The organism is Piscinibacterium candidicorallinum (genome assembly GCF_047549485.1).
GTDB classification, from domain to species: domain Bacteria; phylum Pseudomonadota; class Gammaproteobacteria; order Burkholderiales; family Burkholderiaceae_C; genus Piscinibacterium; species Piscinibacterium candidicorallinum.
This window is the reverse complement of sequence record NZ_CP180191.1, coordinates 1,754,811-1,770,762: the sequence shown is the minus strand read 5'-3', so window position 1 is coordinate 1,770,762 and position 15,952 is coordinate 1,754,811. Positions and strand designations below refer to the sequence as shown.

Annotated in this window: 13 protein-coding genes and 2 tRNA genes; 6 read left to right on the top strand and 9 right to left on the bottom strand. The window is 62.5% G+C overall.

Annotation, left to right across the window (positions count from 1 at the left end; genetic code table 11):
• The first annotated feature begins 3 nt into the window (after positions 1-3).
• From ACMDW7_RS08010 to ACMDW7_RS07995, 4 genes are read left to right on the top strand one after another with little or no spacing between them, the layout of a single operon-like run.
• Positions 4-513: a TRAP transporter small permease gene (locus tag ACMDW7_RS08010; RefSeq protein ID WP_377301713.1), complete on the top strand. Its 510-nt coding sequence runs from the start codon at positions 4-6 to the stop codon at positions 511-513.
• Positions 506-1,804, top strand: coding sequence for a TRAP transporter large permease (locus tag ACMDW7_RS08005; protein ID WP_377301715.1), 1,299 nt, complete (start codon positions 506-508; stop codon positions 1,802-1,804). Before ACMDW7_RS08010 ends, ACMDW7_RS08005 begins: the two co-directional genes overlap by 8 nt.
• 7 nt (positions 1,805-1,811) lie before the next feature.
• Positions 1,812-3,080 carry a D-amino acid dehydrogenase gene (locus ACMDW7_RS08000; RefSeq protein WP_377301717.1) on the top strand — a complete coding sequence of 423 codons (1,269 nt, stop codon included), beginning with the start codon at positions 1,812-1,814 and terminating at the stop codon, positions 3,078-3,080.
• Between the two features lie 32 nt (positions 3,081-3,112).
• Positions 3,113-4,612, top strand: coding sequence for an NAD(P)H-hydrate dehydratase (locus tag ACMDW7_RS07995; protein ID WP_377301719.1), 1,500 nt, complete (start codon positions 3,113-3,115; stop codon positions 4,610-4,612).
• Here the strand turns inward: ACMDW7_RS07995 and ACMDW7_RS07990 are convergent.
• Positions 4,605-5,231, bottom strand: a complete 627-nt coding sequence (locus tag ACMDW7_RS07990) for an ABC transporter ATP-binding protein (RefSeq protein ID WP_377302553.1) — start codon at positions 5,229-5,231, stop codon at positions 4,605-4,607. The genes ACMDW7_RS07995 and ACMDW7_RS07990 overlap by 8 nt on opposite strands.
• Before the next feature lie 121 nt (positions 5,232-5,352).
• Between ACMDW7_RS07990 and ACMDW7_RS07985 the strand changes: the two genes are divergently transcribed.
• Positions 5,353-6,009, top strand: coding sequence for an arylesterase (locus ACMDW7_RS07985; protein WP_377301721.1), 657 nt, complete (start codon positions 5,353-5,355; stop codon positions 6,007-6,009).
• Between the two features lie 76 nt (positions 6,010-6,085).
• On the opposite strand, the gene ACMDW7_RS07980 is transcribed toward ACMDW7_RS07985, so the two are convergent.
• From ACMDW7_RS07980 to ACMDW7_RS07945, 8 genes are all read right to left on the bottom strand, one after another.
• Complete coding sequence (locus ACMDW7_RS07980) at positions 6,086-8,035, bottom strand: SurA N-terminal domain-containing protein (RefSeq protein WP_377301723.1); 1,950 nt, start codon at positions 8,033-8,035, stop codon at positions 6,086-6,088.
• Positions 8,036-8,153: 118 nt separating this feature from the next.
• Positions 8,154-8,229 (bottom strand) — tRNA-Val (locus tag ACMDW7_RS07975).
• 10 nt (positions 8,230-8,239) lie between these two features.
• Positions 8,240-8,512, bottom strand: a complete 273-nt coding sequence (locus ACMDW7_RS07970; protein ID WP_054124213.1) for an HU family DNA-binding protein — start codon at positions 8,510-8,512, stop codon at positions 8,240-8,242.
• 174 nt (positions 8,513-8,686) lie between these two features.
• The gene (gene lon / locus ACMDW7_RS07965) at positions 8,687-11,092 is read right to left on the bottom strand and encodes an endopeptidase La (RefSeq protein WP_377301725.1); all 2,406 of its coding nucleotides are present in this window, start codon (positions 11,090-11,092) and stop codon (positions 8,687-8,689) included.
• Positions 11,093-11,331: 239 nt separating this feature from the next.
• Positions 11,332-12,600, bottom strand: a complete 1,269-nt coding sequence (gene clpX, locus ACMDW7_RS07960) for an ATP-dependent Clp protease ATP-binding subunit ClpX (protein WP_377301727.1) — start codon at positions 12,598-12,600, stop codon at positions 11,332-11,334.
• 42 nt (positions 12,601-12,642) lie between these two features.
• The gene (clpP, locus tag ACMDW7_RS07955; RefSeq protein ID WP_377301729.1) at positions 12,643-13,302 is read right to left on the bottom strand and encodes an ATP-dependent Clp endopeptidase proteolytic subunit ClpP; all 660 of its coding nucleotides are present in this window, start codon (positions 13,300-13,302) and stop codon (positions 12,643-12,645) included.
• Positions 13,303-13,345: 43 nt separating this feature from the next.
• A complete protein-coding gene (gene tig, locus ACMDW7_RS07950) occupies positions 13,346-14,659 on the bottom strand; it encodes a trigger factor (RefSeq protein ID WP_377301731.1) in 1,314 nt (437 codons plus the stop codon).
• 70 nt (positions 14,660-14,729) lie between these two features.
• Positions 14,730-14,816 (bottom strand) — tRNA-Leu (locus ACMDW7_RS07945).
• 219 nt (positions 14,817-15,035) lie between these two features.
• Between ACMDW7_RS07945 and hpnC the strand changes: the two genes are divergently transcribed.
• A complete protein-coding gene (hpnC, locus tag ACMDW7_RS07940; protein ID WP_377301733.1) occupies positions 15,036-15,950 on the top strand; it encodes a squalene synthase HpnC in 915 nt (304 codons plus the stop codon).
• Positions 15,951-15,952 lie beyond the last annotated feature (2 nt).

Here is a 15,952-nt window from a genome sequence, read left to right as displayed (position 1 = left end):
GCCATGCGCCGTCTGCTCGATGGCCTGTACACAGGCGCCGCGTGGCTCGCGGCCCTGTGCATGGTGGGCGTACTGGTGATGGTGCTTCTGTCCATCCTCGGCCGCCTGCTGCATTTCCATGTCCCGGGCACGGATGCCTATGCGGGCTACCTGATGGCCGGCGCGGGCTTTCTGGCGCTGGCACATACGCTCAAGCGCGGCGAGCACATCCGCGTCACCCTGGTGATCAACGCACTGAGTGGTGGCGCAAAACGCGCGGCCGAGATATGGGCACTGCTTGCAGCCACGGGCCTTGCCTGCGTGTTTGCGTTCTACAGCGCCCGTCTGGCCTGGCAGTCACGCGAGTTCAACGACATCTCCACCGCAAACGACGCCACACCGCTGTGGATTCCGCAGATCGGCATGGCGGTCGGTGCCATAGTGCTGGCCATCGCATTCGTAGACGAGCTGGTGCTGGAGCTGCGCGGCCGCCGTGCGCACGACACCCCTGCGGAAAGCCTGCGCAATGAGTGACCTGAGCATTTCGCTGCTGCTGATCGCCAGTCTGTTCCTGATACTCGCCTCCGGCATCTGGATCGGTCTGGCGCTGTCCGGCGTCGCGTGGATCGGCCTGGAGCTGTTCACCCAGCGGGCAGCCGGCGACGGCATGGCCGTGACGATCTGGAGTTCGTCGTCAAGTTGGACCCTGACTGCCCTTCCCCTGTTCGTCTGGATGGGCGAGATCCTGTTCCGCACGCGTTTGTCGCAGGATATGTTCAAAGGCCTCGCCCCGTGGATGAGCGCCTTGCCCGGCCGGCTGCTGCACACCAACGTGGCGGGATGTGCCATCTTTGCGGCGGTCTCCGGGTCGAGCGCTGCCACTTGCGCCACGATCGGCAAGATGACGCTTCCTGAGCTCGTCAAGCGAGGCTATCCGGAAGCGCAGGTGATCGGCACTTTGGCCGGCGCCGGAACCCTCGGCCTGCTGATTCCGCCGTCGATCATCATGATCGTCTACGGCGTCGCGGCCGATGTGTCGATCGCCAAACTGTTCATCGCGGGCGTAATCCCCGGCATCCTGCTGGCGCTGCTGTTCTCGGGCTACATCGCGGTCTGGGGGCTGATGAACCCGGACAAGGTGCCGCCGGTGGAACGCCAATTCACCTTCATCGAGAAGCTCAAGGAGTCGCGAAGCCTGATCCCGGTGGTGGTGCTGATTGCCGCCGTGCTGGGCAGCATCTACAGCGGCGTGGCCACGGCGACTGAGGCTGCCGCAGTGGGTGTGGTGGGCTCGCTCGTGCTGTCTGCCGTCCAGGGATCCCTGAACTGGCAAAGCTTCAAGGAGGCCCTGCTGGGCGCAACGCGGCTGTACTGCATGATCGCGCTGATCCTGGCTGGCGCCGCTTTCCTGACGCTGGCCATGGGCTACCTGGGCCTGCCGCGCCACCTTGCCGAGTGGATCGGTGGGCTGGGCTTGTCCCAGTTCGCGCTGCTGATGGCGCTGATGGTTTTCTTTATCGTGCTGGGCTGCTTTCTGGACGGCATTTCCATGGTGGTGCTGACCATGGGGGTGCTGATGCCCACGGTGCTCAAGGCCGGCATTGACCCCATCTGGTTCGGCATCTTCATCGTGCTCGTGGTCGAAATGGCGCAGATCACGCCGCCCGTCGGCTTCAACCTTTTCGTCCTGCAGGGCATGACCGGCAAGCAACTCACCTGGATCGCCCGCGTGACCTTGCCGATGTTCTTCCTGATGATCGCCGCCGTGCTGCTGATCTGGGTGTTCCCACAACTCGTAACATGGCTGCCTGCGAAGATGATGTAGATCAGGGATGAGCAAGAGAGTTGTGGTGATTGGCGGTGGCATCGTTGGCGTGACCACCGCCTTTTTCTTGCAGCGGGCCGGACGTCAGGTCACGCTGCTGGAGCGGCGCAGCGGGGTGGCGCAGGAGTGCAGCTTTGGAAATGCCGGTGTGGTTGCACCCGGCTACGTAGGCCCCTGGGCTGCGCCCGGCATGCCCGCCAGGGTGCTGGGCATGGCGTTCAAGACATACCGCCCGGTGCGCTGGCATCCGCGCCCGAGTACGGCGCAGTGGTCATGGCTCCGTGCATGGCTGCGCGAGTGCGGGAGTGATCGCTACGCCGCCAACCGTGAACGGATGCAGCGGCTTGCGCTCTACAGCCGCGATTTACTGCTGCAGACGGGTAAGTCGCTGCAGCTGGACTATGAGCAACGCACCGGCTACCTGCAGCTCTTGCGCACGCCTCGGGAATTGGCAGCAGCCCAAGCACACAGCAGCAAGCTGGCCGCCTTGGGCATCCGACACCAGGTGCTGGACGCCGCTCAAGCACGCACGCACGAGCCCAGCCTGAATCCGGACACCCCGCTGGCCGGCGCCCTCCATCTGCCGGACGATTTCACGGGCAACTGCGCCCTGTTCGCTCGACTGATCCGCGGTCAGGCCCAGGCACTTGGCTGCGAGATGCAGTTTGGAGCCTCGGTTCAGGCCATCGAAACCTCAGATTCGCGTGTCAGCGGGCTGCGCCTGCGCGATGTGCTGGGCAACGAGACTGTTCTGGACTGCGACGACCTCGTTGTCGCAGGCGGCCTGGGCTCGGTCGAGTTGCTGCGTCCGCTGGGTTTGCGCGTGCCGCTGCTGGCAGTGCGCGGCTATTCGGCCACCACGCTGATCCATGCGCCGGAACATGCGCCTCGCGAAAGCGTCATGGACGAGCACTACAAGGTCGCAATCACGCGCATGGGCAACCGCCTGCGCGTCGCCGGCACGGCGGAGATCGGTGCTCAAGGCGAGCAGCACAACCGCGCAGCGATCAACACGCTCCACAAGGTGTTGCAGGACTGGTTCCCGGCCGCTTCGCGAAGCAGTACGGCCACCTACTGGCAAGGTGACCGTCCGATGCTGCCGGACGGCGCACCGCTGCTTGGTGGCACGCCCGTGAGCGGCCTGTGGCTGAACCTGGGGCACGGTTCCAGCGGCTGGGCGATGGCCTGCGGCAGCGCGCAGATCACCGCGGACTTGATCTGCGACAAGCCCCCTGAAATCGGTCTGGACGGTCTGCGCTGGGATCGCTATCAATAGCGTTTCACAACAGCGTGTACGGAACCCCGGCCATGCCTGACCCAACCGTGAACCTGTATACAGTCCAAGAGATTCACGCCGCGGAGGCAGCAGCAGGCAGCGCGCTGCACGATGGCACGCTTGCACGGCGGGCTGCCCACGCGGTTGCGGAACTTGGCTGGGCCACCTGGCTGCGCGGCTTGGTCAATCCGTGCGTCGCTGTGCTGGCAGGCCCGGGCAACAACGGCGCGGACGCCCTGCTCACGGCAAATCTGCTGACAACTCGAGGCGTGCATGTCGTGCTGGTCGAGCCGCTCGCACCAGGCAAGAGCGCGCTACGGGCGCGCGCACGATCCGAACTGCCTGTAGATATCGAGTCACATGATCGCCTACCCACCCGACGACGGCCCTTCGATCTGATCATCGACGGGCTGTTGGGCATTGGCGCACGCCCGGTGAAGTATGGCCCCCTGGCGGCAGTGATTCACCAAGTGAACGCTGCCGGTGTTCCGGTCCTTTCGATTGACGTGCCCAGCGGCATGAATGCCGACACCGGCGCGCTGTCCGAAGGTGACATCTGCATCCAGGCGTCCAGGACGCTGACCCTGATCGGCCACAAACGCGGCTTGGCGACCTACCAAGGTGCCGCGGCAGCCGGTCAGATCAGTGTCACGTCGCTCGGAGTGCCAACGGATGCCACGGGCTGCGTGCTGGATGGCACGGCAAGCCTTGCCACCCTCTGCCCGCGCGAGGACGCCACGGTGCACAAGGGGCGGCGCGGTGATGCATGGATACTTGGCGGCGCCGCAGGCATGACCGGTGCCGCATGGATCGCGTCGACAGGAGCGCTGGCCACTGGAGCAGGCCGCGTCTTTGCGGCATTCGAGACTGCAGCGTCTGCAGCAGCTGGCGACCGATCGCCGCAGATTCAGACGCGAACCTGGGCAGCACCCGTGCCGGAACGTGCTGCGGTTGTCATCGGCTGCGGGCTGGGCCAGTCCGATGATGCCGTAGCTGCGCTCGAAACCGCAGTCTTGCACCCAGGCCCGCTGCTTCTGGATGCGGATGCACTGAACCTGCTGGCCCGATCAAGCACTGCAGCGGCGGCGTTGGCTAACCGTCACGCAGCGGCTGTGCTCACGCCCCACCCGCTCGAGGCCGCGCGGCTGCTGGGTGTCTCGGCAGCATCGATCCAGCAGGATCGGTTTTCTGCTGTTCGCGCCCTTGCTCGGCGTTTCAACGCGGTCGTGGTACTCAAGGGCAATGGATCAATCATCAGTGTCGCAACATCGGACTCGACCTGGGTCTCAGCGAGCGGCCATCCGATCCTCGCAACGGGTGGCACGGGGGACTGCCTCGCTGGGTTGATCGGCGGCTTGCTTGCAAGAGGGCTACCCCCTCTCGATGCCGCACGTCTGGGGACCTGGATCCACGGCCGCGCTGCTGAGCTGGAGGCAGCGCGGCTCGGCGGAAGTTGCGGATTGGATCTTGCTCAGCTGGCACACAGCTGCGCCCGCGCGATCAACGAACTTCAGCGAAATCGCTTCAACTGATTTCGCCGACTCGGCCGGCATCGATCCTGAACCGGCGCTTGCAGCGCGCTGCGAGTCGGGAATCGTGCGTGACGAGAATCAGCGTGGCCTGCTGCTCCGTGTTCAGAGCAAACATCAGGTCCATCACGCGCTCACCGGTCGCCGCGTCCAGACTTCCTGTGGGTTCGTCGGCGAACACGATTTCAGGCTGGGTGACAAAGGCGCGAGCAAGCGCCACGCGCTGCTGCTCGCCGCCTGAAAGCGTCCGTGGCGTATGGCTGAGGCGCTCAGCCAACCCGACGCGACCAAGCATCTGCGTGGCGCGCTCCCGGGCCTGTGCACTGCTCAGCCCCTCTCCAATCTCAAGAGGCATCGCGACGTTCTCGAGCGCCGAGAGATGCGGCAAGAGCTGAAAGGTCTGGAAGACAAAGCCCACGCGCCCGCGGCGCAGTCGCGCGCGCGCGTCCTCATCGAGACTGCCGAGCGATCGGTTCAGAAGCAGAACTTCACCGCTCGATGGTTGGTCCAAACCAGCCAGCAATGCAAGAAGCGTGGACTTGCCCGAACCGGAGGCTCCGACCAGCGCTGCGGTCTCGCCCCGATGCACCGCCAGATCCACGTCTTGCAGAATAGGCAGCATGCCGTCGGCGTCACGGACGGTCTTGCTAACATTTTTTGCAGCGAGGATCACCTCGGACTGCGCAGTTGCCGCGGCGGGTGCAGCTTGAACGGCCTGTAGTTCGTCGGTACTTGAGGAGGTCATGGAGTCAATGAATCGTTATCGGCGAGTCTGCCTGCGCGGTCTTGTTGCCGCTGCTGCGCTCATGTTAGCGGCGGCAGCTCAACCTGCCTCTGGGCAGAATCCCCCACCCGTGATCCTTGTCGTCGGCGACAGCCTTTCAGCTGAGTATGGCTTGCCGCGGGGCACGGGTTGGGTTGCGTTACTGGAGGCGCAGCTTCGCAAGCAGGGTTTTTCGCACCGCGTTGTGAATGCAAGTATCAGCGGCGAGACAAGCAGTGGCGGTGCGGCACGTATTGAGCGACTCGTGCAGCAGCACAAGCCCTCAGTGCTTCTGATCGAATTGGGTGCGAATGACGCCTTGCGCGGTCTGTCGCTCGCTGCCACGGACGCCAATCTGACCCGCATGATCCGGACTGGCCAGCGAGCCGGGGCCCGTGTCTTGCTCGTCGGCATGGAGGTCCCACCCAACTACGGTGCGCAGTACACGCAACAGTTCCGGCAAACCTTCACGACTGTTGCGAGCCGCGAGAAGATCTCTCTGGTGCCCTTCCTTCTAGAGGGTTTCGCTGCAGATCAGAGCTACTTTCAGGCCGACCGGATCCACCCCAACGAAAAGGCGCAGCCCCGGATGCTCGCAACCGTCTGGCCGAGCCTGAGCCGACTGCTGAAGTCCTAGCGGCCTCGGTGCCAAAGAAAAAGCCATCCGCATTCGGATGGCTTCTCTGTGCTGTGCCACAAATGCGCTGGCTGCCTTACCTCTTTTCCGCCGGCTTGCTGGCTGCTGCGGCGGATTCATCCTGCTTGCTGAAGTCGGTCTTGAGAACCTTGACCTTGTGCTGCTGGCGCAGATCAGCCAGCAAGCCGCGAGACTCCAGCTCACCCGTGACGCGTTGCAGTGCGCTGGTCAGAGACGCACGACGCTCATCGCTGAGCGCCGGAGCTTCACCCAGCGCCGTGACGAGATAAACGCCATAGCCCAGCCCCGGAACATCAACGCCCACGGCCGCAGGCAACGTTCCTGCGGACGCACGGGCGATTGCGCTGACAACCTGCGGAGGCAGGTTTTGGGCGGTCGCACGCGAGACGCTGCGCACCTCGCCCAATCCGGAGACCTCGGCCGGCGCCTTTTGCAGCGATTGCAGGCGGATTGCACCGGCCTCACGCGCAAGCCGTGCGGACTCCTGAGCAACCAGCCGAGCCTGAACCGCAGGCTTGATCTCTTCGAGCGGAGGTGTCCTTGCAGCCTGGTAGTCCACAACCCGCGCAGAAACAAGCGTGTTCGGCGCGACTTCGATCGCCTCCGTGTTGCGCCGGTTCTTGATGGAGTCGGCAGAGAACAGCGATTCAATGACGCGTGCAGACAGCGGGTCACCAGGGCGCGACGGTTGATTCAGGCGATCACGGGTGATGCCGTCCACAGTGCTGACCTGCAGCTTCATCTTCTCGACGATCGGCTTGAACGAATCCGATTGCTCAAACACCGTATTGGTGAAACTTTCGGCAAGCTCGGCGTACTTCTTGGCCGCGAGGTTCTTGCGCTGCTCGCTCTCGATTTCAGCGCGCACTTCATCAAAGCTTCGAACCGCGCTGGGCTTCAGACCCGTCAGCTGAATGATGTGGAAGCCGAAATCACTTTGGACGACAGCGCTGATCTCGCCCTCTTTCATCCCAAACACGGCGTCCTCGAATGGCTTGACCATAGCGCCCCGGCCGAAGAATCCGAGATCGCCGCCGGACGGCGCCGAGCCTTCATCCTGCGACGACTCGCGCGCGATCTTGGCAAAGCTTGCTGGATTTGCCTTGACCTGAGCGAGGAGCGCTTCGGCACGAGTCTTGGCCTTGGCCAGGTCATCAGCCGAGGCGCCTTTGTCAGCCTTCACCAGAATGTGACTGGCTTTACGCTGCTCCTCGGACTTGAAGCGATCCTGATTCTTGTCGTAGAAGGCACGAACTTCCTCGGGCTTGACCTCGACCATCTTGGAGACAGTCGGGAGGTCTAGAACGACATACTCTGCCTTCAGCCGCTCAGGCTGCTCGAATTGCTTGAGATTTGCGTCGTAGTAGTTCTTGAGCGCTTCATCGTTAACCGTGACTTTTGACGCAAAGTCGGTGGCTCGGAACAACTGCTCGCGATAGCTGATCGTCTGCTCGGCCTGGCGCGCGAGTTTTTCGAGAACGGTCTGAGGGACGATGCTCGAAGACGACAGAGCCTCTGCAACTCGCGCCGAAGCGATGTCATTGCGCAGGCGCGCCTCAAACACCTGCTCCGACAGGCCCTGACTGGCCAGAGCGCGCTGATACAGCTCAAGATCGAACTTGCCGTCCTTCTGAACTGCAGGGATGGCAGCGATTGTGTCGCGCAGGTAGGCGTCGGAAACCGCTATCCAGTTGCTGCGAATCTCAGCCGCGACGACCTGCTGGTCGATCAGTTGATCCAGCATCGCCTTGCGCGCCTCGGGCGTGTCAATCAGACGTGCCTCGATCTGCGAGCCGAACTGCTGGCGCATCTGATCCACGCGCTGACGCATGGCGTTGTCCAGGTCTTGCTGGGTCACCTTCGCCTTGTCGATCCGGGCGAGCGCCTGGTCGCCTTCCATGAACCGCGAATACCCCTGGACGCCGAAGAACACGAACGAGGGCAGAATCAAGATCAGCAGCACAAACTGCAGGAAGCGCTTGTGGGTGCGAATGAACTCAAACATCGATGCTGACTTCCCGAATCAGGATTCACAGGCCAGGCAGAGCACAACAAAAAGGGCGAACCCGGTTCGCCCTGATCGTCTTGCCTGCACTCAGGCAAAAGTGTCTTGCGCTTTGCGGTGGTGGGTGCTGAGAGGCTCGAACTCCCGACCTACGCCTTGTAAGGGCGCCGCTCTACCAACTGAGCTAAGCACCCGCAAAGCACATTAGTTTACAGCGTCCTTCAAGGCCTTGCCCGGGCGGAACTTTGGCACCTTGGCGGCCTTGATCTTGATCGGCTGGTTCGTGCGCGGGTTGCGGCCGGAACGGGCAGCCCGCTTGCCCACCGTGAAGGTACCGAACCCGACGAGCGTGACCGAGCCGCCACGTTTGAGCGTCGTCTTGATGGCGCCGACCACCGAATCCAGAGCACGGCCTGCTGCGGCCTTGGAGATGTCTGCGTTCTTTGCGATGTGATCGATCAGGTCGGTCTTGTTCACTTTCTAAACCCCCTAGAAACAGGATTGGTCGGTCGTATTGGTGTGTCGGCCCGCAGCCGACAAAGGACGCGGACTATAACCGCTCGAATCGATTTAACGCGTCGCTCTCTTGGCATGTCAAGGCGAACGCACGCTGCGCACGCGTCGCTACCCAACGCACCGCAACACGCTGAATCAATGCTTTACAACCTCGCCTGATGCAGCAGGCTTGCCGTCGGCAGACGTTGCCGTAGACGCAGCAACTTCTTCATCGGGCAGCGCAACCGGTGTCTCGCTCAGTGCGATCTCGAGCACGCGATCGATCCATTTCACCGGGATGATCTCAAGACGGTTTTTGACGTTGTCTGGAATCTCTGCGAGGTCCTTGGTGTTTTCCTCGGGAATGAGCACCTTCTTGATGCCGCCGCGCAGCGCTGCTAGCAGTTTCTCCTTCAAGCCGCCAATGGCCAGGACTTCCCCGCGCAGCGTGATCTCGCCCGTCATCGCGACATCCGATCGGACCGGAATGCCCGTCAGCGCAGAGACGAGGGCTATGGTGATCGCAATGCCCGCGCTCGGCCCATCCTTCGGTGTGGCCCCCTCGGGGAAGTGCACATGCAGGTCTAGCTTCTCGAAGCGGTCGTCCTTGATGCCCAGGCGTCGGGCTCGGGCACGAACCACCGTGCGGGCTGCTTCCACCGACTCCTTCATGACATCGCCCAGCGAGCCGGTGCGCTGCACATTGCCCTTGCCGGGCATGGTGGCCACTTCGATGGTAAGCAGATCTCCACCCACTTCCGTCCATGCAAGCCCCGTCACCTGGCCGATCTGGTTTTCCTTCTCTGCGACACCATAGGTGAAGCGTCGTACCCCCAGGTACTTATCAAGATTCTTGGGCGTGATGTTGACCTTCCCCTTGGTCTTGCCAAGCAACTGCTGCTTGACGACCTTGCGGCAGATCTTCGAGACCTCGCGCTCCAGAGAACGAACCCCCGCCTCACGGGTGTAGTAGCGGACGATGTCTCGGATAGCGGCCTCAGACACGTGCAGCTCGTCCTCCTTTACACCGTTACTTTTCATCTGCTTGGGTAGCAGGTGACGCTCGACGATGTCGGTCTTCTCGTCTTCGGTATAGCCAGCTAGGCGAATCACCTCCATGCGGTCCAGCAGCGCCGGAGGAATGTTCAGCGAGTTGGAGGTCGCCACAAACATCACATCCGACAGATCGAAGTCGACTTCGATGTAGTGATCCTGGAAGGTGTGGTTCTGCTCGGGATCCAGCACTTCGAGCAGAGCTGAGGCTGGATCACCACGAAAGTCCTGCCCCATCTTGTCCACTTCATCAAGCAGAAACAGCGGATTGCGCACGCCTGTCTTGGAGAGGTTCTGCAGGATCTTGCCCGGCATTGAGCCAATGTACGTACGGCGGTGCCCACGGATCTCGGCCTCGTCGCGCACGCCACCCAGAGCCATGCGTACAAACTTGCGGTTGGTCGCCTTCGCGATCGACTGGCCAAGTGAGGTCTTACCCACGCCAGGTGGGCCGACGAGGCATAGGATCGGCGCCTTGAGCTTGTCGACACGCTGCTGAACGGCGAGGTACTCGACGATGCGTTCCTTGACCTTTTCGAGGCCGTCGTGGTCAGCGTTGAGCACGTCTTCAGCGTGCTTGAGGTCGTTATTGATCTTGCTCTTTTTCTTCCATGGCAGATTGACGATCGTGTCGATGTAGTTGCGCACCACAGTCGCTTCGGCCGACATCGGCGACATCAGCTTGAGCTTCTTGAGCTCAGCCTCGGCCTTCTTGCGTGCCTCCTTGGGCATTCGCGCAGCCTTGATGCGCTTGTCGAGCTCTTCAAGGTCGGCTCCGTCTTCGCCTTCACCGAGCTCCTTCTGGATCGCCTTGACCTGCTCGTTCAGGTAGTACTCGCGCTGACTCTTCTCCATCTGGCGCTTGACCCGCCCGCGGATGCGCTTTTCCACCTGGAGAATGTCGATCTCTCCTTCAAGCAGGGAGAGCAGCAACTCGAGACGCTCCGGTACGCGCAGAACGGCCAGCGCCGACTGCTTCTGCTCGATCTTGATGGGCAGATGCGTCGCCACAGTGTCAGCAAGACGGCCGGGCTCATCAATGCCCGACACGGAAGTCAGGACTTCCGGTGGCACCTTCTTGTTGAGCTTGACGAACTGGTCGAACTGACTGATCACCGCACGGCGAAGCGCCTCGGCCTCTGGCGCATTTGCGTCTTGGGACTCAAGCGGCTCGGCTTCGCAGGTGAAGTGCGTTGGGCCATCCTCGACAGCATGCAGGGATGCACGCTGGGATCCCTCAACCAGCACCTTCATCGTCCCATCAGGAAGCTTGAGCATCTGAAGCACATTGGCTATGCAGCCGATCTCGTGCAGATCCGATGCTGATGGATCATCCTTCGTCGCGTTCTTCTGAGCGACCAGCAGAATGCCCTGCCCGCCTTCCATGGCGACTTCAAGCGCCTTGATGCTCTTGGGTCGCCCTACAAACAGCGGGATGACCATGTTGGGGAATACCACCACATCGCGCAGCGGCAGCAGGGGCAAGGAGAGAATCTTGGCCTCAGACATATCGGGCTTTCAGAATGGAACCCACACAAACTGCGGGCAGGTCATGCGATTGCAAGATCGCGCCTCGGAGGCAAACACGTGCATATGCTTGCGGACGACTGTAGCACCGCGGAGAAGGCATCAAGCGAGAGCAATACGGCTCGTAAGGCCCATACAGAAAGCAGAAATTGTCAACTGGGCGACGTTCTGGTTCTGCCGGCTAGGCACTCACCGCGGAGCACGAGGTACGCCGGACTCGCTCAGGACGCCGCGAGCGCAACCGAGCGTGGCTGTTCGCGGTAGACAAGCAGCGGCGGCGTACCCTGGGTGATGCAGTTCTCATCGACGACGACCTTGGCCACGTTCTCCATGGTCGGAAGCTCATACATGGTCTGCAACAAGGCCTGCTCAAGAATTGAGCGCAGGCCACGCGCACCTGTCTTGCGCTTGAGCGCCTTCTGCGCCACCGCGCGCATCGCCGCGGGGCGGATCTCCAGATCGACCCCCTCCATGCCGAGCAGCTTGCTGTACTGCTTGATCAGGGCGTTCTTGGGCTCGACCAGTATCTGTACGAGCGCTTCTTCCTGCAACTCGCCCAGGGTGGCAACCACAGGAAGCCGCCCGACCAGTTCGGGAATCAGACCGAACTTGATCAGGTCTTCGGGCTCGGCTTCCGCGAGAAGCTCCGTCACGCTACGGCTCGATTCGCCTCGGACTGATGCGCCGAAGCCGATCCCGCTCTTCTCCGAGCGGTTGCGGATGACCTTATCCAAGCCATCGAACGCGCCCCCGCAGATGAACAGGATGTTGGTCGTGTCGACCTGCACGAAATCCTGATTAGGGTGCTTGCGGCCACCTTGCGGTGGCACGCTGGCAATGGTGCCTTCGATCAGCTTAAGCAGGGCCTGCTGCACGCCTTCGCCAGACACGTCGCGTGTGATGGAGGGGTTGTCGGATTTACGAGAGATCTTGTCGATCTCGTCGATGTAAACAATGCCCCGCTGTGCCTTATCAACCTCGTAGTTGCAGTTCTGCAGCAGCTTCTGAATGATGTTTTCGACATCCTCACCCACATAGCCAGCTTCGGTCAGCGTGGTTGCGTCGGCGATCACAAACGGCACATTGAGCAACCGCGCAAGGGTCTGCGCTAGCAAGGTCTTGCCGGAGCCGGTAGGCCCGACGAGCAGGATGTTGGACTTGGCGAGTTCGACCTCATCCTTGCTGCCCAGGTGCTTGAGCCGCTTGTAGTGGTTGTAGACCGCGACAGACAGGATCTTTTTGGCCTGATCCTGGCCGATCACATACTGGTCAAGGATCTCCTTGATTTCCTTGGGCGTAGGCAAGTCGCTGCGGGTTGTCGGGCCAGACGCTTCAGCGACTTCATCGCGGATGATCTCGTTGCACAGGTCGATGCATTCGTCGCAGATGAAGACCGAGGGGCCAGCGATCAGCTTCTTGACCTCGTGTTGGCTCTTGCCACAGAAGGAGCAATACAGCAGCTTCTCGCTGTTCGTTTTTTTCTCGGTCATCGTGCCTCCCTGCTGCCTGCGCTAGAACTCAGTTCGATACGATCAGCCGCCCGAGGCGACTTGTTCGCGCGAGGTGAGCACCTTGTCGATGAGCCCGTAGGCCTGCGCTTCCTCGGGGGCGAGGAAATTGTCGCGGTCCGTGTCGGTCGCGATCTTGTCGATCGGCTGCCCCGTGCGGTCCGCAAGAATCTTGTTCAGACGCTCGCGCAGATCAAGGATTTCGCGAGCCTGGATCTGGATGTCGCTCGCCTGCCCCTGGGCCCCACCCGAGGGCTGATGAATCATGATTCGGCTATTCGGCAGCGAGAAGCGCTTGCCCTTCTCGCCAGCCGCCAGAAGGAAGGCACCCATGCTCGCCGCAAGGCCGCAGCACATGGTGGACACATCGGGCTTGATGAACTGCATGGTGTCGTAGATCGCCATGCCGGCATAGACCGAGCCGCCCGGGCTGTTGATGTAGAAGCTGATGTCCTTGTCGGGATTGTCCGCCTCAAGGAACAACAGCTGCGCCACGATCAGGTTGGCCGACACGTCATGCACGGGGCCGATCAGGAACACGATCCGTTCGCGCAGCAGCCGCGAGTAGATATCGTAGGCGCGCTCGCCCCGGCCACTCTGCTCGATGACGATCGGCACCATGCCGAGATTCTGCGGTTCAAAGCGCTGCGGATCGCGCTGCCAGTCCCGAACGTCAAATGCCATCAGCTTGTCTCCTGCGCAAACCTTGCGCTGCAGTTCTGATCAATCAGGCGGCGTTGCCCATCAGCTCGTCAAAAGCCACAGGCTTGTCCACCACGGTGGTCTGGCCCAGAGCCCATTCCACCACATTGTCTTCAAGCACCACGGCCTCGACGTCGGCCAGGCGCTGCTTGTCCTTGAAGTACCACTGCAGCACTTCAGCGGGGTTCTCGTAGCTCTGCGCCGTCTCTTCGATCTTGGCACGCAGCTGCTCCTGCTTGGCCGTCAGCCCGTTGACCTTGACCAGCTCAGCAAGAATCAGACCGAGGCGCACGCGGCGCTCGGCCTGCGCCTGGAACACATCCGGCGGGAAGGGCAGCGAATCCACCTTCATGCCGCGCGCAGCCAGATCGGCACGCGCGTTCTCGGCAAGGCGGCCCGTCTCGTTGCCAACCAACGCCTTGGGCACCTCGAACTCCGCAACCTTGAGCATCGCGTTCATCACGCTTTCCTTGGTCTGGTTGCGTGTGCGTGCGGCGACTTCGCGCTGCAGGTTGGCGCGGATCTCTTCGCGCATCTTGGTCACGTCGCCGTCAGCGATGCCTAGGGTCTTGGCGAATTCGGAATCCACCGGCGGCAACTGCGGGGCTTCCACCTTCGTGATGTCGAGCTTGAACGCCGCCGTCTTGCCGGCGACATCGGCGCCGTGGTAGTCGGCGGGGAATGCGAGATCGAAGGTCTTGCTTTCGCCAGCCTTCAGGCCGAGGGCTGCCGCTTCGAACTCCGGCAGCATGCGCTTGGCGCCGGAGACGAACGAGAAGTCAGTCGCCTGGCCACCTTTGAACTCGACGCCATCGATCGTGCCGGTGAAGTTGCACGTGATGCGATCGTCAGTCTGGATGCCGCGATCCACGGCCGCGTAGTTGGCACGCTGCTTGCGCAGGATGTCGATCGTTTTGTCGACCTCGGCATCGCCTACCGTGCAGACAACGCGCTCGACCGTGGCGCTCTTGAAGTCGCCAAACTTGATCTCGGGATAGACCTCGAAGGTGGCCGTGAACTTGGCGGCTTCGGCAGCAGCCTCGCCTTCGGCATTAATCGGCTCAACCTTGGGCATGCCGGCCACGCGCAGCTTGTTCTCGCTCACCACGGAGTTGAAGGCTTCGCCGACCTTGTCGTTGAGCACTTCCATCTGAACTTCATAGCCGTACTGGCGCTGAACCAGACCGAAGGGCACCTTGCCGGGGCGGAAGCCGGACATGCGCACGGTGCGCTGCAGGCGGCGCAAACGCGACTCGACCTCACGATTCACGTCGGCCAGGGGCACGTCCAGCGCCACACGGCGTTCGATGGCGGAAAGGGTCTCAATAGCTGCAGTCATGAACACACCTGAAAATGAATGATCGGGTTGAACGCGCGGAACTCAACCCGTGGGGATTCTGAGATCTCGCTGGTGCGAAGGGGGGGACTCGAACCCCCACGCCGGTGAAGGCGTCAGGACCTAAACCTGGTGCGTCTACCAATTTCGCCACCTTCGCATGCAAGTGCGGTCCGTCCGGTCAGGCCTGCTGAAGGTCTTGCCTCAAGCGCCCGAGACGCGTACTTCCCCGCGTACTTGCTCTGGGGAGCATTGTAGCCAAGGCGCAGACCCCACCTTGTCGCCCCGGCGTCGAGCGTCTCGCGTGTTCTGCCAGTTGCGCTTCACAGCCCGTATGCTGCAGCGCGACACATCATCGACGAACCGCCCGCGCCATCCCATGGCTGTTGATCACTACGAAAACTTTCCCGTGGCCTCGCGTCTGGCTCCGGCCCGGCTGCGCCCCGCCATCGTGGCGATCTATCGCTTCGCACGTACAGCGGACGATGTGGCTGACGAGGGCCACGCTGATGCAGCACAACGTCTGGCCGATCTCGCCCGCATGGCGCAGGCCGTGCGCGAGCTGTTTGCCGCGCCGACCCGGCCCGCAGCGCCCACCGACGACCCGCTGCTGCGCGCCGTCGCGGGTCTGCAGCCGCACATCGCACCGCATGCTCTGCGCCCGGAGCCCCTGCTCGATCTGCTATCCGCGTTCTCGCAGGACGTGGAGAAGACGAGTTATGCGGACATGACCGAGGTGCTGGACTACTGCAGCCGCTCGGCCAACCCGGTCGGGCGCCTGATGCTGCGTCTATACGACTGCGACCACGACCCGGCCGCACTCGCCCAGGCCGACGCAATCTGCACCGGCCTGCAGCTGGTGAACTTCTGGCAAGACGTGGCCATCGATCTGGCCAAGCCGCGCATCTACATCCCGCGCGCGCAAATGACGCAGTTCGGCGTGGACGAATCGCAGCTTGTCGCAGAGGCCGCCCGGATGATGCAGACCGAGGCTTGGCGCGCGCTGATGCGGGTGCTAGTAGCCGACGCTCGGGCGCGCCTGCAGTTCGGCTATGGCCTGCCCGCACGCATTGGCGGACGCGGCGGTCTGGAGCTGCGCGCCGTGATCGAGGGTGGCCTGCGCATTGCAGCGCGCCTCGATGCAGCGGCCTACGACGTCTGCCGCGCCCGGCCCAAGCTGGGCAGCATCGATTGGCTGGTCATCGCCTGGCGCACGCTGCTGCAACCCGCGCAGGCGCCGCGAGGCATCGAGCCGCGCCTGCTCGGGCCGATCAGCCCCACCGCCCCGCGATAATC